This window comes from Polaribacter sp., assembly GCF_039939415.1.
In the GTDB taxonomy this organism is placed as follows: domain Bacteria; phylum Bacteroidota; class Bacteroidia; order Flavobacteriales; family Flavobacteriaceae; genus Polaribacter.
The window spans coordinates 162,104-181,297 of record NZ_JBDVJE010000011.1 but is presented as its reverse complement, the minus strand read 5'-3'; the positions used below and the strand labels follow the sequence as shown (position 1 = coordinate 181,297).

Below are 19,194 nucleotides of genomic sequence, written 5' to 3'. Positions count from 1 at the left end.
TGAGGAATAGGACCAGATACAATTAGAGATAGTTTTAGTTGTGGATTTGTGATAAATTTTTCTGAAAATGTATCATAATCAAATAAACGTTTAATGAGCTTAAAATTAAGTTCTATAGATTTACGGCTTATAACTCTTGTGGGTTGTAAAAAAACGATGTTATTATTAACGAAATCGAAATTTTTAATTGTTTTATAGCCTAACAATATAGGTCTTAAAGAACGTTTACTATCTGTATGATGAGCAGCTGTATGTACGGTAATAGATTCTTTTTCATTTGCAAAAATGGTAGACACTTGCATAAACGCTTTTATAATATCACGTTTACTCATTTGATGCATTTTTGTATCTACAGCTGTACCTAATAAAGCAACATTTGCAGGATTATGCCCATTAATGTTAATTAAATGTTCTTGTTGAATTTTATTGATGTTTACATTCATCCAAGAACGACTTTCCCAAGGGTAAACCATTTCTATTATTGAAAAGAATTCTCCAATATGCGCATTATGAAAAAAGAAATCTCTGGGTCCTTTTTTTATTCCTTTCTTTTTTAGATCTTCTTTTCTATGTCCACCTTCCCAATAGAAATCGTGGTTGTTGTTAATTACTGGTATGTCTAAATATTCAGAAATTAAAATGGTTGCTAATGCTAAAGAAACATTTCCTGGGTTAGAGCAGACGTTAATTAAATACAGTAAAGAAATATCATTTTCAGCAATATAAGTTCCTAATTTTTCTACAAGAATTAAAACTTCATTCCAAAATTTTCCAATTAAATCATTATACGTTTTGCTACCACGTTCCATTTTGGTATGAAAGAAATCTTTATACAATGGCCACGCATCAAAAGCTTCCATTTCTGGAATCACTTTTTGAAACGCATCTTTAGGTATTAGTTCATTTGCTTCATCTTTTATATTACCAGCAATAAAATGAATAGGTAGGTTAGGGTAAATGTTTTTAAAAATTTTGGCATATTTTTCTGTTTCTACAGTTATACCATCAATCGTATAATAAAACGTAAGAAATGCAACTCCTCCTTTGGTAATTTTTGTATTAAAATCTTTGCTTGTTCCGTTAAAGGGTAATTGAGATTTTTGTTCTTTAAATTTATCTAAAAATAAACCTAAATCAAACCAAGTATGTATGTTTTCTTTTTGTAGGTTTTTTACAGTGTTATTAATTTTTGTTATTTTTTGTTGACTCATTCTTTGTTTTTATAATTGAAATAAACTGCTTAATTTTTCTTCTAAGACTTCATAAGAAAAATATTTCTTACCAATGGTAAAATTATATTCACCAATTTCTAAGCAGCGTTTAGGATTGTAAATAATGTCTGACATTTGTTGAATACTTTCTGTTGTGAGTACTCCATCTTCAATCATTACAGTTTCAAAGCCTTTATTACCAATATCTTGCATATAAACAGGTTTGTAATTGTTTACAAAAATTGGTTTTTTAGCTAAAATTGTTTCTACAAAGGCATTTCCAAAACCTTCATAAGTACTAAAATAAGTAGCAGCTCTACCATGCGCATATACGTCAGATAAATCTTTATGATCTAATACTTTATCTGCAGCCCAAACTATTTGGTTAGAAAGGTTTAAATCGTGTATTTGATCAATTAATTCATTATAATACTCTTTGTTTTCATCATCATTATTGTTACCAGTAATAACTAATTTTAGTTTTTTATCATCTAATTTATCTATTAAAGAAATTGCGGTTTCAATACCTTTACGTCTAACAATTCTTGTTACTTGTAATAAAGCAATTTCATCATCTGTTATACCTAAATCTTTTAAGAAAAATTTGTTTTCAGGAGTTGGAACCCCGTAAACACGATTAAAATCCATTACATTGGGCACCAAAGTAGCATCAATATTAAATCTGTTTTTAAATGTTTCTACACCAAACGTGTTTATTACTGCATGCTTTACATTAGGTAATAATAAAGGGAAATTATTGTCTACATAATCGTTAATTTCTTTATGTACAGAAACATATCTTTCTCCACGTTCCCAATGAAAATCATGATCATGTGTTACAATAGGTAATCCCGTTTTTAAAATTAGTTTTTTTATGGCTACCCCCATAGAAAGTTGACAAGGTAATGCAGAGGCATTTTCAGAAAGGAGCATGTCAATTTTTTTATCATTTACCCATTTCAACATTTCTTGTGCAATCACGTCCGACCATTTTTCTACATGATCTAATAAAGGTGTAGGGTCTTTATCGGGTTCAAAAAATGCTTTGCGTTGTTCCCATTCTGCTTCAGCAGAAAAAAATGATAATGCCGGAAATAAATAATCATGCTCGTAATCCATTTGCCAAGATTCAAATTCTCCTGACATGATAAATACTTCATGACCTATTTTTTTTAAAATATCGATCCATTTTTCTGTTTCGAGTGCAACACCATCAACTCCTCCAATTCTTCCAATAATAATACCTATTCGCATATTCTATATTTAAGGTTTTTTTAAATATAGGTTTTTGTTGTAAAGAGAAAAAGGTTTTAAAAGGTAAAATTTTGTGAATTATCACTTATAAAATTAAAGGTTACTTTAATTATAACTTTTTAATTTTTGATAGTTTATTTTATTAAATTGATAATTCTGTTTTTGTTTAAAAAATGTGAAAATTATATTTTTATTGAAATAAATATCATTAAGTTGAGTCAACTTTGCGTTTTATTTATTAAAACAAGTTTTTTAGTAAAAATATTTTAATGTCAATTTGTTCTTAGTTGTAATTTTTTATTGTTAAATTTAATTAGAATTTAATTCTTCAAAATTATAAAGGCTTTTATCTAATAAATGAGAGGGTGAAACATTTTGTAATGCATTCATCATAATAGCATTTCTATTAGGAAATTCTTTTTCCCAATCAGCTATCATTTGTTTTACTTTTTTACGCTGTAAATTTTCTTGAGAACCACATAGATTACAAGGTATTATTGGAAAACTCAAGTAATCTGAATAAGTCTCAATATCACTTTCTTTGCAATAAGCTAAGGGTCTTAACACTATTAAATCTCCTGCATCATTTTTAAATTTTGGCGGCATAGTTTCCATCTTTCCTGAGAAGAAAAAGTTTAAGAAAAAGGTTTCTATGATGTCATTTCTATGATGTCCTAAAGCTAATTTGTTACACCCTAAATCTTTGGCAGCTTCATATAAAGTACCCCTTCTTAAACGAGAACAAAGACTACAAGTTGTTTTTCCTTCTGGAGTTTTATCCATAACCACTTTATATGTATTCTTTTCAATAATTTTATAAGTAACTTTTAATTTACTTAAATAATTGGGTAAAACTTCTTCAGGAAAACCAGGTTGTTTTTGATCTAAATTTGCGGCAATAATTTCAAAGGAAATAGGAGCTACTTTTTGAAAATACAATAACATATTGAGCATTGTATAACTGTCTTTTCCTCCAGAAAGACATACCATAATTTTATCTTTTGCTTCAATCATTGAAAATTGCTGAATTGCTTCTGCAACCGCACGCTGTAACTTTTTTGTAACCTGCTTCTGAGTTTCCATAAACGCAAAAATAATAGTTTATAACAAAGTGGATTCAATAATTTTAATTTAAAAATTTACTTTTTATATTTTTAGTTTAAAATTCAAACAAATAATAAAAAATTGATAAATATTTTATTTAATTAAATTTTTTATTCAATTATTTGGTTTCTTAATAATTAAATATAGATATTTGCATTATATAAAATAAGAACATGAACTTTATTCAAAATCGTCATCATCATTTTTACAATTGCTCTCAAGCGATTTAAAAATGTATTGAATAAAATCAAGATATTTATAAACCCGTTTGAGCAAATCAAACGGGTTTTTTTAATTTAAAAAAACCGTATTTGCTCAGGCATAAACAAAACTAAAAATGAGTAATTTAAGAATTGCAGTACAAAAATCAGGAAGGTTAAATGAAGATTCAATGAGAATCTTAAAAGATGTTGGTATTTCTATAGATAATGGAAAAGATCAATTAAAAGCAGCAGCAAGAAATTTTCCTGTAGAAGTTTTCTACTTAAGAAATGGAGATATTCCTCAATATTTAAAAGATGGAGTAGTAGATGCAGCTATTATTGGAGAAAATGTTTTAATAGAAAAAGGTTCAGACATTCAATTTATTGAGCGTTTAGGATTTTCTAAATGTAAAGTTTCTATAGCTGTGCCAAAAGATTCTGAAGCAAATTCATTAAAAGATTTAAGCGGAAAAAGAATTGCAACTTCATATCCAGAAACTGTAAAGAAGTTTTTAAAAGAACAAAACATTGATGCTCAGTTACACAAGATTAATGGTTCTGTAGAAATTGCACCAAATATTGGATTGGCAGACGGAATTTGTGATATCGTTTCAAGTGGAAGTACCTTATTCAAAAATGGTTTAAAAGAAATTGAAGTGCTTCTTAAATCTGAAGCAGTTTTAGCTGTTTCTCCGGCAATTACCGAAGAAAGAATGGCTATTCTACAGAAGATTCAGTTTAGAATTCAATCTGTTTTAAAAGGTAGAAATTCTAAATATATTTTATTAAATGCGCCAAATGATAAGTTAGAAAAAATTTTAAAATTATTGCCAGGTATGAGAAGTCCTACTGTTTTGCCATTGGCAGAAAAAGGATGGAGTTCTGTACATACCGTAATTTCTAAAAATCAATTTTGGGAAATTATTGATGAATTAAAAGCAAATGGAGCAGAAGGTATTTTAGTGTGTCCAATCGAAAAAATGGTGCTTTAATATTTTTATTTGGGCGTTTTAACGGGCTTTTCGCACTCGCTTTTTTTCTGAAAGAGAAAAAAGAGCTCAAACAAACGCTACAATCCCTAACGCTTACGCAAGTTTATAAAGAGTAATTATTATGAAAATTATTAATAACCCATCAAAAGAAACTTGGTCTCAAATTTTAGAAAGACCAACAAAAACTGTAGATGATATCGAAAAAACAGTAAACCAAATTTTTGAAGATGTTCAAAAAAATGGAGATACAGCTGTAAATAAATATACTTCTAGATTCGATGGAATAACTTTAGAAAACAATTTAGTTTCCTCAGAAGAAATTAATGAAGCAATTCATTTAGTTTCAGAAGAACTAAAAGAAGCAATTCAATTAGCTAAAACAAATATTACCAATTTTCATAAAGCCCAAAAAACGGATAAAGTTTTTGTAGAAACAGCTAATGGAGTAGCATGTTGGCAAGAAAAAAGACCTATTCAAAAAGTTGGTTTATACATTCCAGGAGGAACAGCACCTTTGTTTTCAACAGTTTTAATGTTGGCAATTCCTGCACAAATTGCAGGTTGTAAAGAAATTGTATTATGTTCTCCACCTAATAAAGAAGGAAAAATTCATCCTGCTATTTTATACACTGCACATCTTTGTGGAGTTACAAAAATTATTAAAGTTGGCGGAATTCAAGCTATTGCAGGATTTACTTTTGGTACAGAAACAATTCCACAAGTATATAAAATTTTTGGTCCTGGAAATCAATATGTAACTGTTGCAAAACAATTATCAACCAAACATGGTGTTGCAATTGATATGCCTGCAGGACCAAGTGAATTACTAGTATTAGCAGATGATTCTGCAAACGCAAGTTACGTGGCTTCAGATTTGTTAAGTCAAGCAGAACATGGAGCAGATAGTCAAGTTCTTTTAGTTTCAACATCAATAGAATTAATTAATGAAGTTGAAAAAGAAATTGAAAAACAATTAGCCGTTTTACCAAGAGTAAAAATTGCAGAAAAAGCAATAGCCAATTCAAAATCAATTTTTGTTGAAAATGATGAAATTGCCTTAAAATTGATAAATGAATATGGTCCTGAACACTTTATAGTTTGTACCAATAACAATGATTTTTATGTAGATAATATAGCCAATGCAGGCTCTGTTTTTATTGGTAACTATACTCCAGAAAGTGCAGGAGATTATGCTTCAGGAACCAATCATACATTGCCAACAAACGGATTTTCAAAATCATATTCGGGTGTGAATTTAGATAGTTTTACAAAAAGTATTACTTTTCAAAAAATATCTAAAGAAGGAATAAAAAACATTGGTAAAGCTATAGAATTAATGGCAGAAGCAGAAGGTTTAGATGCTCATAAAAATGCTGTAACTATACGTTTAAATGATTTAAAATAACAACGTAACGAATACTCCTTTTTTGGAGTCTTTTATATATGAAAACAGACTTTAACATCAGTAATTTAATTAGAGAAAACATAAAATCTCTAAAGCCATATTCATCTGCAAGAGATGAGTATAAAGATGCAACTACTAATGAAATGATTTTTTTAGATGCCAATGAAAATCCATTTGAAAATGGAGTAAATCGTTACCCTGATCCACATCAAAATGATGTTAAAGATTTATTGTCTGAAATTAAAGATGTTTCTAAAGAAAATATTTTGTTAGGTAATGGAAGTGATGAAGTTTTAGATTTAATTTTTAGAGCTTTTTGTGAACCTAATGTAGATAATATTATTACGTTACCGCCAACTTATGGTATGTATTCTGTTTTAGCAAATGTAAATGCTATTGAAAATAGAGAGGTTTTGTTAAACGATGATTTTGAGCCTAATGTTAATGCAATTTTACAAAAGGCTGATGCTCATAGTAAAATATTGTTTTTATGTTCTCCTAACAATCCTACAGGAAACAGTTTTACTGTTTCTGCAGTTGAAAAGTTGTTAAAAAACTTTAATGGTTTAGTGGTTTTAGATGAAGCTTATATTGATTTTTCTGAACAAAAAAGTTGGTTAGAAAAATTAGATAAATTTCCAAATTTAATAATAATACAAACCTTATCTAAAGCCTATGGTTTAGCAGGTATTAGATTAGGTACTTGTTATGCCTCAAAAGAAATTATTCAAGTTCTTAAAAATATTAAACCACCCTATAATGTTAATGAGCTAACACAACAAAGGGCAGTTGTTAGACTTCAAAAAATAGATGAAATATATAATGAAGTAGCTCAGTTAATTAGCGAGAGAAAACGTTTAAAAAAAGAGTTAGAATGTTGTGTAAATTATATTGAAAAAATTTACCCTTCTGATGGTAATTTTTTACTTTTAAAAGTTGATGATGCAACCAAAAGATACCATCAATTAATAGAATATGGAGTTGTAATTAGAAACAGAACAAATCAGCCTTTATGCGAAAATTGCTTAAGAATAAGTGTTGGTATTTGTGAAGAAAACCAACGATTAATGAGAGCTTTAAAGGCAATTCAATAATAAATACCCTTTGATTCTTATTAAGTTTAGAATCAAAAAAAAAGAATAGAATGAGTAAAAAAGTATTATTTATAGATAGAGATGGAACTTTAGTATTAGAACCACCTGTAGATTATCAATTAGATAGTTTAGAAAAGTTAGAATATTACCCAAAAGTATTTCAATATATGGCAAAAATTGCCTCAGAATTAGATTACGAATTGGTAATGGTTACAAATCAAGATGGTTTGGGTACAGATTCTTTTCCTGAAGACACTTTTTGGCCGGCCCAAAATAAAATAATTACTGCTTTTGAAAAAGAAGGTATTGTATTTTCTGAGGTTTGCATAGATAAAACATTTCCGCATGAAAATGCAATAACCAGAAAACCAAGAACAGGTTTATTAACAAAATATTTTTCTGAAGCATATGATTTAGAAAACTCTTTTGTTTTAGGTGATAGAATTACGGATATGGAATTGGCTAAAAACTTAGGGTCAAAAGGGATTTTCTTATCAGAAGATCCAGAATTAGGAGCTGATGAAATAGAAACTTCTAAACAAGAAATTTTAGACTGTATTGCTTTAACTTCTACAGATTGGAAAGCTATTTATGAGTTTTTAAAATTAGAAGATAGAGTTTCTGAAATTACTAGAAACACTAATGAAACAAAGATTTATATCAAATTAAATCTAGATGGTTCTGGTAAAAATGATATTTCTACGGGAGTAAAATTTTTCGATCATATGTTAGATCAAATAGGTAGACATGGAGCTATGGATTTAACAGTAAAAGTTGATGGAGATTTAGAAGTAGATGAACATCATACCATAGAAGATACAATGATTGCTTTAGGAGAATTATTCAACAAAGCATTAGGAAATAAATTAGGAATAGAACGTTATGGTTTCTGTTTACCAATGGATGATTGTTTAGCACAAGCAGCAGTAGATTTTGGAGGAAGACCTTGGTTAGTTTGGGATGCAGATTTTAAACGAGAAATGATTGGCGATATGCCAACAGAAATGTTTTTACATTTGTTTAAGTCATTTACAGATGGCGCAAAATGTAACTTAAACATTAAAGCAAAAGGCGCAAACGAACACCATAAAATAGAAGGAATCTTTAAAGCATTTGCAAAAGCCATGAAAATGGCTGTAAAAAGAGATGCAAAAAAAATGTTTCTACCATCAACAAAAGGAGTTTTATAAATGAAATTAGTAATTATAGATTATGGCGCTGGTAACATTAAAAGCATACAGTTTGCTTTTAAACGTTTAGGAGTTGATGCTGTTTTATCAAATAATATTGATGAAATAAGAGCTGCTGATAAAATTATTTTCCCTGGTGTTGGAGAAGCAAGTTCTGCAATGCAAATGTTGCAAGAAAGTGGTTTAGATAAAGTAATTCCTACTTTAAAACAACCAGTATTAGGTATCTGTTTAGGAATGCAATTAATGTGTAATTCTTCTGAAGAAGGAAATACAAAAGGTTTAGGAATTTTTGATGTAAAAGTTAAAAAGTTTTCTAAAGCTGTTAAAGTTCCACAAATGGGTTGGAATGTTATTTATAATTTAGAATCGGAGTTATTTAAAGATATTAAAGAAAAAGAATTTATGTATTTGGTGCATAGTTTTTATGCTGAAGAATGTAAAGAATCTATTGCTACTACAGATTATGAAATTGAATATGCTTCTGCATTACAAAAAAATAATTTTTACGGAACACAGTTTCATCCAGAAAAGAGTGGAGTTGCAGGAGAAAAAATATTAAAAAACTTTTTAAATTTATAAAATAGTATGGCAAGAAAATTAATAAGTTCAGGTTCTTCATTCGAAAAAGAAATGGGATATTCAAGAGCTGTAGTAGAAGGAGATTGGGTTTTTGTTTCTGGAACTACAGGATTTAATTATGACAATATGACAATTGCTGATGATGTTGTTAATCAAACTGAGCAATGCTTAAAAAATATTGAAGGTGTTTTAAAGGAAGCAGGTTCTAGCATGAGTAAAATTGTACGTGTTACGTATATTTTACCTGATGCTTCAGAATTTGAACAATGTTGGCCAGTTTTAAAAAAATATTTAGGAGATGTTAGGCCAGCTGCAACTATGTTTTCTGCAGGTTTATCTGATGAAAGAATGAAAATTGAAATTCAAGTTACTGCTTTAAATAAATAAATGATGAGAATAATTCCAGCTATAGATATTATTGACGGAAAATGTGTTCGATTAACAAAAGGAGAATATGACACAAAAAAAATTTACAATGAAAATCCGTTAGAAGTTGCCAAAGAATTTGAAGCTGCTGGTATTGAGTATTTGCATGTTGTAGATTTAGATGGCGCCAAAGCAAGTCAGATTATCAATTATAAAGTGTTAGAACAAATTGCTTCTAAAACCAATTTAAAAATTGATTTTGGTGGTGGTTTAAAATCTGATAAGGATTTAGAAATTGCTTTTAATTCTGGAGCAAATCAAATTACAGGAGGAAGTATTGCTGTTAAAAACTCACAAATTTTTGAAAATTGGATTTCAACATATGGTTCAGATAAAATTATTTTAGGAGCCGATTTTTATCCTGATAATTTAGGAGGTAAAATTGCAACAAATGGTTGGCAAGAAGAAAGTAGTTTAGAGTTGATTCCTTTTATTTCTGATTATCAGCAAAAAGGAATTCAGTATGTAATTTGTACAGATATTTCTAAAGACGGAATGTTACAAGGACCAAGTTTTGATATATATCAACAGATTTTATCAAATGTAAACCCATTAAAATTAATTGCTTCTGGAGGAATTTCTACATTTGATGAATTACCAAAACTAGCAGAAAATGGTTGCGAAGGTGTAATTATTGGAAAAGCAATTTATGAAAGTAAAATCAGCTTAAAACAATTAGAACAATTTATAATTAATAATTAAATGTCAGTTCGAGGAAGAATGACAAAGTAATCTATTATTTAGAAAAAGATTGCTTCATTTTATTCGCAATGACAAATTACAAATATGTTAACAAAAAGAATCATACCTTGTTTAGATATTAAAAACGGAAGAACTGTAAAAGGAGTAAATTTCGTTAATTTAATTGATGCAGGAGATCCTGTAGTTTTAGCAAAACAATATGCTGAACTTGGTGCAGATGAATTAGTTTTTTTAGATATTTCTGCCACTTTAGAAGGTAGAAAAACCATGATAGAAATGGTGCATCAAGTAGCAGAACAAGTAAACATACCATTTACAGTTGGTGGCGGGATTTCATCAGTAGAAAATGTAAATGAATTATTAAAATGGGGAGCAGATAAGGTTTCTATCAATTCATCCGCAGTAAAAAGACCTGATTTGGTAAATGAATTGGCAGAGAAATTTGGAAGTCAATGTGTAGTTGTTGCAATTGATGCAAAACAAATTGATGGAGAATGGTTTGTGCATTTAGCAGGAGGAACCATTCCTACAGATATCAAGCTTTTTGAATGGGCAAAAGAAGTAGAAAAACGTGGAGCAGGAGAAATATTGTTTACTTCTATGAATCATGATGGTACAAAAGCAGGTTTTGCAAATGAAGCTTTGGCTTACTTATCTGAAATTTTAAATATTCCAATTATAGCTTCTGGTGGTGCAGGAACTATGCAGCATTTTACAGATACTTTTAAAGAAGGAAAAGCAGATGCAGCTTTGGCAGCAAGTGTTTTTCACTTTGGAGAAATTCCTATTTTAGAATTAAAACAAGAATTAAAAAAGAATAACATTCCAGTACGATTGTAATGTCATTAAGAGGAAGAATGATGAAGTAATCTTATTATAATAAAACAGATTGCCACAGCAAATTATCATTTGCTTTTCAATGACAGACAAAATAAAAAATTATGAATATAGATTTCAATAAAAATAAAGACGGATTAGTGCCAGCTATCATTCAAGATGTAACAACAAAAAATGTGTTGATGTTAGGATATATGAATGAAGAAGCTTTTACTAAAACACAGGAAACAAAATTAGTAACATTTTTCAGCAGAACTAAAAATCGTTTGTGGACAAAAGGTGAAGAAAGTGGAAATGTATTGAATTTAGTAGACATTAAATTAGACTGTGATAATGATACTTTATTAATACAAGTAACCCCAAATGGACCAACTTGCCATAAAGGAGATGATACTTGTTGGGCTGAAGAAAACAAACAATCTTATGGTTTCTTTTCTACGTTAGAAGATGTGATTACAGAAAGGGTTGCTAATAAAGATACAAAAAAATCTTATGTTGCTTCTTTGTTTTCTAAAGGAATTAATAAAGTTGCTCAGAAAGTAGGAGAGGAAGCTGTAGAGACAGTTATTGAAGCTATGGACAATAATGATGATTTATTTTTGTACGAATCTGCAGATTTATTATTCCATTATTTAATGTTGTTACAAGCAAAAGGATTTACTTTAAAAGATATTGAAGCTGAATTAAAAGGAAGACATAAGTAATTTCTTATTTTTGATAATATTAACAAGTAATTTTAATTAAGTATGTACAAAGTCAAAATAGCATTTCGTTTTTTTTTATTAATATCAATTTTTAGTTATACAAATTGTGTAGCTAAAAAAAATAGTGTTAAAAAAGGTAGGATTGAGGAAGAAATGACAGTTACTAAAGATACTAATTTTGTATGGAAAAACTGGTATTTATCTGTACCAATTGACAGGGGGGGGAGTTCAAAAAAAGCAACCTCAATTTATTCTGACAAAATTATAAATGATAGTCTTTCATCAGAAGAAAAAAAATATTTTTATAAAAATCCTGATAATAGCTACACCTTTTATACCAAATTTACCGGTTTTACAACTTCTGGTCGAGCAGAACTAAATGCTGGAAAATATTGTAGAACAGAGTTAAGAGAATATTGGAAAGGTATAAATAATACAGATGATAACTGGTATATGAATTCTGGAACTCATGAAATGGAATCTACTCTAAAAGTAAATTATTGTGAAGGAAAAGGACAAACATACGTTGCTCAAATTCATGGTAAAAAAAGTGCAACTTTATCGGGTTCTCCTGCAACTGTAAAAGTACAATGGAAAAAAGGGAATATTGTTATAGAGTATTATGTAAAACCTGTAAATGGTATTTGGACAAGTAAGTATGATAAAAAAATATTAATTGGTAAAGTAGATAATGAGAAGTTTACAATTAAACTTCGTGTTGTAGATGGTAAATTAGAATATGCTTTAATTTGTGAAGCTAAAAATATTGATAAAGAATATACCGTTTTGTATGACTATGTAACTAATGGTTATAATTTTGATAATTATTTTAAAACCGGTAATTACTTTAAATGGAATTCTGATTATAAGAAAGCATCAGAAGTAGTATTATATAGTGTTAAAACAGCTCATTACTAAACTAACAATAAATTACATTTAAAGCGACCAAATAAATATCTTATTGTGATTTTTTAGGTTTTTTAAAATGTAAAAAAAGCGCATTAAAATGATATCTTTTACTTTCTGTTTTTAAATCAAATTGCTGAATATACTATTATAAAAGCTATAGATACTTATTGTAATAAAAAAAAACAAGCAAAAGGATTTACTTTAAAAGATATTGAAGCTGAATTAAAAGAAAGGTATAAGTAATAATAATTTAAAAAAGGCATTGTTTCATAAAGTGTGTAAGTTTTTTATTAACTATATATTTTATACTCTTATGAGATCAGAAGATTTTTTAAACGATGATTTTTTAAAACAATTTAATAATGGTTCAGAGCTAAACAGCTTCATTGAATAACTTCACAAACCAGGAGTTGAAAAGATTTTAGAAGGCGAACTCGATTGCTCATTTAGATTATGATAAATATCAGAAAAGTAAAGCAAATAACTTACGAAATGGTTACAAAAAAAGAAGTTAAAAACTACTCTAGGTAAAAATGAATCTTCTGCTTTTTGGATGAGCATTTTAACAGATATAAAAGCCAGAGGAACTCAGGATATATTAATCACAGCAACCTATAATTTAAATGGTTTTACGGCCACTATAAAACCATTTTCCCAAATTCAACTACTCAAATTTGTGTAATTCATCAAATTAGAAACTCTTTATGACCCTGTAAGCCTCCATTCAATAACTTAATGCAACTTTCCTTAACACAAACACATTAGCGATTTTTTTCAAAAACATTTCCCAACAAAATCAACAAATAATTTCCTAACAATTAAACTTTGATTATTTTTATCAAAATTTAAGAAGATGAGTCAGAAGGAAGAATTTTTTGAATACATTAATAACGGATACAAAACCAAAGGAGATTTTTTAGAGTTGGGTGCAGCTATGTTGGGGGAAGAAACCATAACAGATGCAATTGTAAAAGTTCCTTTAAAAACTTTAAATAGACATGGTTTAATTGCTGGTGCAACAGGTACAGGTAAAACCAAGACTTTACAAGTTTTAGCAGAAAACCTTTCAGATAAAGGGATACCTGTGTTGTTAATGGATATTAAAGGAGACCTTTCTGGTTTAGCAAAAGCAAGTGCTGGTCATGCAAAAATTGATGAACGTCATGCAAAAATTGGTTTTCCTTTTGAAGCTAAAAAATTTCCAATAGAAGTTCTAACAATTTCTGAACAAGATGGAACAAGATTACGTGCAACTATATCAGAATTCGGACCAGTTTTACTTTCAAGAATTTTAGATTTAACAGAAACGCAAAGCGGAATTGTAGCCATCATTTTTAAATATTGTGATGACAATAAATTACCTCTTTTAGATATTAAAGACTTTAAAAAAGTATTACAATATGTAACGCAAGAAGGTAAAGAAGAAATACAAAACGAATATGGACGAATTTCAACATCTTCTACAGGTGCAATCTTGCGTAAAATTGTAGAAATAGAACAACAAGGAGGAGATTTATTTTTTGGTGAAAAATCTTTTGAAGTAGAAGATTTAGTAAGAACCAATGAAGATGGTAAAGGAATTATTTCTGTTTTACGTTTAACAGATATACAAGACAAACCAAAGTTGTTTTCTACATTTATGTTACAATTATTAGCAGAGGTTTATGAAACTTTTCCTGAACAAGGAGATAGTGGTAAACCAGAGTTAATCATCTTTATAGACGAAGCACATTTAGTTTTTGAAGAAGCTTCTAAAGCTTTATTAAATCAGATAGAAAGCATTGTAAAGTTAATTAGGTCTAAAGGAATTGGTTTGTATTTTGTAACTCAAAACCCTAAAGATGTGCCAGAAGATATTTTAGCGCAATTAGGTTTAAAAGTACAACATGCGTTAAGAGCTTTTACGGCAAAAGATAGAAAGGCAATTAAATTGGCGGCAGAAAATTACCCAGATTCAGAGTATTATGATACCAAAGAAGTGTTAACACAATTAGGTATTGGGGAAGCATTTGTATCGGTTTTAAACGAAAAAGGAATTCCAACTCCGTTAGCAAGAACAATGTTACGTGCACCAATGAGTAGAATGGATATTTTAACAGACAAAGAATTAAAAAATGTAATTAATAACTCACGTCTTTTTTATAAATACAATGAAAACTTAGATAGAGCTAGTGCGTACGAGTTATTAAATTCTAAGATAGATAAAATTAATAAAGCAGAAGAAAAAGCTATTAAGGAAGAAGCAGATAAAAAAGAAAGAGAAAAAAGAGCCAAAGAAAAAGAGAAGGAAAGACAAAGAGAACAAAGAGCTTCTAGAACATATACAAGAAGAAGTACAAGGCAAAACCCAATAGTAAAAGTATTAACTAGTGCTACTTTTATAAGAGCAGCATTTGGCATATTAAAAAAAGTATTGAAATAACAAAATCAACAAAACAACGTTTTAATAAAGAACAAAAACAATAACATGATTAAAAAGAATATATTACCAATTATGCTTATAGCATTTTCATTACTAATTGTTAGTTGCAGTAATAACAGTAAATTTAAAATAGAAAAAGGTAGAGTAGGTGAGTTAACACCTCAAACTACCATTCAAGATTTAAATAAAATTTTTGCAAACGATTCTATTGTAGTCAATTTAAGCGAAGGTGCTCAAGGAGAAAACTATTTTCAAGAAGATGATGAATATTATATTTTTGAAAAAGGAGGTAAGTTGTTGTTAAAAATAATGCCAAAAGAACAATTAGATTCTACATCAACCATAAAAAGTATAGAAATTCTAGACGAGCGTTTTAAAACAGAATCTGGTATTACACTAAACTCTAGGTATTCAGAAATTAATGCAAATAACAACATTAATAGGGTAGAATCTACATTACAATCTGCAACGTTGTTTTTAGATAATTTAAACACAACTATTACAATAGATAATGAAGAATTGGGTTTAAAAGAATTTAATACTCAAAAAGTATCTAAAGAGCAAATTCCAGATTTAGCAAAAATGAAATCATTTATAGTATGGTTTAATTAGGGCGTATTTTGTTCGTTTTATTTTAAAACAAAACCGCGCTTTCCATTATATCTTTTTATGCTGATAATTCAGTAATTTAAAACACTTATTTAGTAAATAATAATTAATGTTATATTTATTTAATAAGTGTTTTTAGCCTAAAAAGGATGCCATTTCAATCGTTTACGCAAAACCAATTAGTATGAAAAAAAAATATACAATTCAAAAAACACCATATATAGTACCAACAACAGATGGTAAATTAATAGAAGAACATTTTGGAAACGCTTCAAATAAAAATACTCAAATTAGTTTAGCACATATGGTTGCACCTTCTGGTTGGAGTGAACCGTTTCAAACTCCAGAATTTGATGAATATACCTACATAATAAAAGGAAAAAAACAATTTATTATAGATGGAGAAACTGTTGTTTTAGAAGCAGGTCAATCTATAAAAATTGAAAAAAATGTAAGAGTTCAATACTCAAATCCTTTTACAGAACCTTGTAATTATATTGCCATTTGTTTACCGGCTTTTTCTATAGATTTAGTAAATAGAGAAGAAGATTAACTTTTTTTTCTAGTTAAATAAAATGGTAAATACAAAATTAAAAAGTATGGAATTACAATTAATTCTACAACAAAAATATAGTTAGGCCAATCACCAAAAACATCTAAAAGTGTTGCTGCATTTGGTTTTCTATTTGTATAAAAATAATTAGACCCTAAAATAAAATTCAAAACAAACATAAAGCCCATATAGATTTGCATACCTAAAAAAGCTTTAAAAACACTTTTTAGTGTTGGTCTCATTTTATAAATAAAAGTAGCATACATCATAAAAATTACTAATCCTGCATGTATGTACCAATACCTAAAAAAACGAAAATTTAAAAAATTATATTCACTCGGTGTTATTAAAGATTGCATAGTTCCTGCTAGAACAAGGAATAAGAAAATTTCAAAATAAATTAGCTTTTTTGTAATTGAAAGTATAGGTATAACTAAAGCTAAAAAACTACAAAGATGTAAAGGTAAATCTTTTTGAAGATTAAAATTTCCTTTATAAATATGTAAAAGAGTTGTAAAAATTACAGTTAGCGATAATGAAATAGAAAATAAGTTACCAATTTGATACTGTTTCTTTTCTGGTAATTTTTTTGAAAAAAGAATAAGTAAAACACCAAATAATATACAAAAAAAACAACTGTTAAATGTTGTAATGTAAAAGGAGTAAAGTTGCTGTTTTCTAAGAGAAAAAAATATTTCAATAAATATTTTTTTTGTTTCTGCAATATAATAAAAAACGAGCCAAATAAATTTAGCTCGTTTTTTTATAATAAAGAGTACATATTAGCTATTTCTTTGGCAAGCTAATAAAGTATTTTTTAATAACATTGCAATTGTCATTGGACCAACTCCACCAGGTACAGGTGTAATAAATTCAGATTTTTTTGCAACTTCATCAAAAGCAACATCACCAACTAATCTAAACCCATTTTTTTTGCTAGAATCTGGTAAACGAGTAATTCCTACATCTATTACAGTTACATTATCTTTTACCATATCTGCCTTTAAAAACTCTGGTATACCAATAGCTGCAATAATAATATCTGCTTGTAAAGTAATTTCTTTTAAGTTTTTAGTTCTACTATGACACATAGTAACAGTAGCATTACCCACTTTTCTTTTTTGAGATAGTAAAATACTCATAGGGCTACCAACTATATGACTTCTTCCTAAAACAACAACATGTTTTCCAGAAGTTTCAACACTATACCTTTCTAGTAATTCTAAAATTCCGAAAGGTGTTGCAGAAATAAATGTAGGCAAGTTTAAGGCCATTTTTCCAACGTTAGTTGGGTGAAAACCATCTACATCTTTATCAGGATCTATAGCCATTAAAACTTTTTGTTCATCTATATGTTTTGGTAATGGTAATTGAACTATAAATCCATCAATATCTTTATCAATGTTAAGAATTGCAATTTCATTTAGCAAATCTTCTTCAGTTGTTTCTTCTGGTAATCTAAGTAATGTAGATTCAAAACCAACGCGTTCACAAGCTTTTACTTTGGCATTTACATAAGTAATACTTGCGCCATCATTACCCACAATAACAGCAGCTAAATGTGGTGTTTTGTTACCTCGATCTTTTAAATCTCTTACCTCTAAAGCAATTTCTTCTTTAATTTCTGCAGATGTTTTTTTTCCGTCTAATAAAATCATGTTTTGTTTAAAATATATATGGTAATTGTTATGTTATTTTTATTAAATTTTTTTAATACTGTGTAGTTTTTATCTAAAAGTAGATACTCTTCATCATTTAAATTATAAACAGTAGCATAAAGAACGTATTTGTTTTTACCTGTAAATTTAGTAAAAGATTTTTTATTATTACTTAAGTCTATATTATCTAAAATAGTACTATTTGGAAAAAAACTAGCTACTTCAGAAATATTTATATTATTATTATTTAGGTATTCAATAGCATGGATTCTTAATTTGTGATAAGGAACATGAGCTAAAGTAGCATCCCAACCTTGAGAAATTTCTCTTGGATAAATCCATAAATTTCCTGTTAATAAACCTAAAAATAATAATATATAAATTAATTTTTTTTTAAAATAATAGTTATTTATAGTTATAAATACTAATACGTTGAGACTACAAAATGAAACAATAAAATATCTATGGCCAAAAGCATTTGTAGAAATTAAAACAGCAATAACAATAAAAATTATTGTAGAAAAAGAAAGTAATAATAACTGTTTACTTTTTTTAGAAGTGATTATTTTTTTTCCGTAGAAGAATAAACTAATAATTAAAAATAATAATAAAAAAACTCTTCCAAAATCAACAAAACGATGAATTAGAGTGGCCAAATTTTTTAAAAAAATTTTTGGGGTTGCAATTTTCCATAAACTAGCCCATGGAGAATCTGGGTGTGTTTGTAACCAACCTTTTGTAAGTAAACGCCAAGAAACAAATATTATACCAGGTAAACTACTTAAAATGTAAACTAAAATAAATCTAAAGTTTAAAATAGATTTAAGACTTTTTTTATTGAATAAGTATTTATTTAGAATATCAAAAAATAGAATACCCCCCAATAACATCATACTTCTAAAAGAAATAATACTTAAAAAGAATAAACCAATAAATTTTAATCTTATATTTTTAAATAAAATTCCGTTTATAGTTAAAAAAAAGAAGAAAACAATGATTACTTCAGGATTTACTAAAACAAATTGAGTAGATAGTGTTGGGTCTATTATTAAAAGTAAAAAAGCAAAAATTTGTTTTTTTTGTTGCTTTACAAAATAAGTTATAAATTTAAATAACTGATAAAAAACCCCAATTGTAAAGGGTAACATTAATAAATGACTTACCCATAATTTATGACCAAATATTTTCCATAAAATTGCTAATAGAAAGCCTAAAAAAGGAGGGTGACCAGGGTCGAATTCATTTGGAATTGTCCAATCAAAAATAGAATTATAAAATAATTGATTACCCATTTTTGAAGCAAAAAGAACATTGTCCCAAAACATTCCATTGTTTTTTG

At 28.1% G+C, this 19,194-nt stretch carries 19 protein-coding genes and 1 pseudogene; 14 read left to right on the top strand and 6 right to left on the bottom strand.

Translation table 11 applies throughout. The features are described from left to right. The 3 genes from ABJG40_RS02320 to ttcA all read right to left on the bottom strand — a co-directional run. A partial coding sequence (locus ABJG40_RS02320) for a hypothetical protein (RefSeq protein ID WP_348022969.1) occupies positions 1–1,211 on the bottom strand: 1,211 nt, incomplete at its 3' end. A gap of 9 nt (positions 1,212–1,220) precedes the next feature. Then, positions 1,221–2,465, bottom strand: coding sequence for a glycosyltransferase (locus ABJG40_RS02315; RefSeq protein ID WP_348022968.1), 1,245 nt, complete (start codon positions 2,463–2,465; stop codon positions 1,221–1,223). Between the two features lie 309 nt (positions 2,466–2,774). Next, entirely contained in the window at positions 2,775–3,548 is a 774-nt protein-coding gene (ttcA, locus tag ABJG40_RS02310) for a tRNA 2-thiocytidine(32) synthetase TtcA (RefSeq protein WP_348022967.1), read from the bottom strand. A 358-nt stretch (positions 3,549–3,906) separates the two neighbouring features. On the opposite strand from ttcA, the gene hisG reads away from it, so the two are divergent. The 14 genes and pseudogenes from hisG to ABJG40_RS02240 all read left to right on the top strand — a co-directional run bounded on the left by hisG (position 3,907) and on the right by ABJG40_RS02240 (position 16,197). Continuing rightward, positions 3,907–4,764 carry an ATP phosphoribosyltransferase gene (hisG, locus tag ABJG40_RS02305; RefSeq protein WP_348022966.1) on the top strand — a complete coding sequence of 286 codons (858 nt, stop codon included), beginning with the start codon at positions 3,907–3,909 and terminating at the stop codon, positions 4,762–4,764. Positions 4,765–4,885: 121 nt separating this feature from the next. Beyond that, on the top strand, positions 4,886–6,169 hold the full coding sequence (gene hisD, locus ABJG40_RS02300) for a histidinol dehydrogenase (protein WP_348022965.1): 1,284 nt from the start codon (positions 4,886–4,888) through the stop codon (positions 6,167–6,169). 38 nt (positions 6,170–6,207) lie between these two features. Further along, positions 6,208–7,263, top strand: a complete 1,056-nt coding sequence (gene hisC / locus ABJG40_RS02295) for a histidinol-phosphate transaminase (RefSeq protein ID WP_348022964.1) — start codon at positions 6,208–6,210, stop codon at positions 7,261–7,263. Positions 7,264–7,313: 50 nt separating this feature from the next. After that, positions 7,314–8,453 carry a bifunctional histidinol-phosphatase/imidazoleglycerol-phosphate dehydratase HisB gene (gene hisB, locus ABJG40_RS02290; protein WP_348022963.1) on the top strand — a complete coding sequence of 380 codons (1,140 nt, stop codon included), beginning with the start codon at positions 7,314–7,316 and terminating at the stop codon, positions 8,451–8,453. Next, on the top strand, positions 8,454–9,035 hold the full coding sequence (gene hisH / locus ABJG40_RS02285) for an imidazole glycerol phosphate synthase subunit HisH (RefSeq protein WP_348022962.1): 582 nt from the start codon (positions 8,454–8,456) through the stop codon (positions 9,033–9,035). A gap of 6 nt (positions 9,036–9,041) precedes the next feature. Next, positions 9,042–9,422, top strand: a complete 381-nt coding sequence (locus ABJG40_RS02280; protein WP_348022961.1) for a RidA family protein — start codon at positions 9,042–9,044, stop codon at positions 9,420–9,422. A 3-nt stretch (positions 9,423–9,425) separates the two neighbouring features. After that, positions 9,426–10,163: a 1-(5-phosphoribosyl)-5-[(5-phosphoribosylamino)methylideneamino]imidazole-4-carboxamide isomerase gene (hisA, locus tag ABJG40_RS02275; RefSeq protein ID WP_348022972.1), complete on the top strand. Its 738-nt coding sequence runs from the start codon at positions 9,426–9,428 to the stop codon at positions 10,161–10,163. Between the two features lie 84 nt (positions 10,164–10,247). Then, the gene (gene hisF / locus ABJG40_RS02270; protein ID WP_348022960.1) at positions 10,248–11,003 is read left to right on the top strand and encodes an imidazole glycerol phosphate synthase subunit HisF; all 756 of its coding nucleotides are present in this window, start codon (positions 10,248–10,250) and stop codon (positions 11,001–11,003) included. A gap of 101 nt (positions 11,004–11,104) precedes the next feature. Beyond that, complete coding sequence (hisIE, locus tag ABJG40_RS02265; protein WP_348022959.1) at positions 11,105–11,704, top strand: bifunctional phosphoribosyl-AMP cyclohydrolase/phosphoribosyl-ATP diphosphatase HisIE; 600 nt, start codon at positions 11,105–11,107, stop codon at positions 11,702–11,704. Between the two features lie 153 nt (positions 11,705–11,857). Then, positions 11,858–12,622, top strand: coding sequence for a polysaccharide lyase family 7 protein (locus tag ABJG40_RS02260; protein ID WP_348022958.1), 765 nt, complete (start codon positions 11,858–11,860; stop codon positions 12,620–12,622). A 304-nt stretch (positions 12,623–12,926) separates the two neighbouring features. Next, positions 12,927–13,315 (top strand): annotated as a pseudogene (locus ABJG40_RS02255) (transposase); the annotation flags it as partial. 151 nt (positions 13,316–13,466) lie between these two features. Continuing rightward, positions 13,467–15,035 carry a helicase HerA-like domain-containing protein gene (locus ABJG40_RS02250; RefSeq protein ID WP_348022957.1) on the top strand — a complete coding sequence of 523 codons (1,569 nt, stop codon included), beginning with the start codon at positions 13,467–13,469 and terminating at the stop codon, positions 15,033–15,035. A gap of 45 nt (positions 15,036–15,080) precedes the next feature. Continuing rightward, positions 15,081–15,647: a hypothetical protein gene (locus ABJG40_RS02245; RefSeq protein WP_348022956.1), complete on the top strand. Its 567-nt coding sequence runs from the start codon at positions 15,081–15,083 to the stop codon at positions 15,645–15,647. 181 nt (positions 15,648–15,828) lie between these two features. Next, the gene (locus tag ABJG40_RS02240) at positions 15,829–16,197 is read left to right on the top strand and encodes a cupin domain-containing protein (RefSeq protein WP_348022955.1); all 369 of its coding nucleotides are present in this window, start codon (positions 15,829–15,831) and stop codon (positions 16,195–16,197) included. Here ABJG40_RS02240 and ABJG40_RS02235 read toward each other — a convergent pair. The 3 genes from ABJG40_RS02235 to ABJG40_RS02225 all read right to left on the bottom strand — a co-directional run bounded on the left by ABJG40_RS02235 (position 16,194) and on the right by ABJG40_RS02225 (position 19,180). Beyond that, complete coding sequence (locus ABJG40_RS02235) at positions 16,194–16,799, bottom strand: TIGR02206 family membrane protein (RefSeq protein ID WP_348022971.1); 606 nt, start codon at positions 16,797–16,799, stop codon at positions 16,194–16,196. The genes ABJG40_RS02240 and ABJG40_RS02235 overlap by 4 nt on opposite strands. 180 nt (positions 16,800–16,979) lie before the next feature. After that, positions 16,980–17,855 (bottom strand): bifunctional methylenetetrahydrofolate dehydrogenase/methenyltetrahydrofolate cyclohydrolase FolD, encoded by an 876-nt coding sequence (folD, locus tag ABJG40_RS02230; RefSeq protein WP_348022954.1) that lies wholly within the window; start codon positions 17,853–17,855, stop codon positions 16,980–16,982. Continuing rightward, positions 17,852–19,180: a hypothetical protein gene (locus ABJG40_RS02225; RefSeq protein WP_348022953.1), complete on the bottom strand. Its 1,329-nt coding sequence runs from the start codon at positions 19,178–19,180 to the stop codon at positions 17,852–17,854. Before ABJG40_RS02225 ends, folD begins: the two co-directional genes overlap by 4 nt. Between the last annotated feature and the right edge of the window lie 14 nt (positions 19,181–19,194).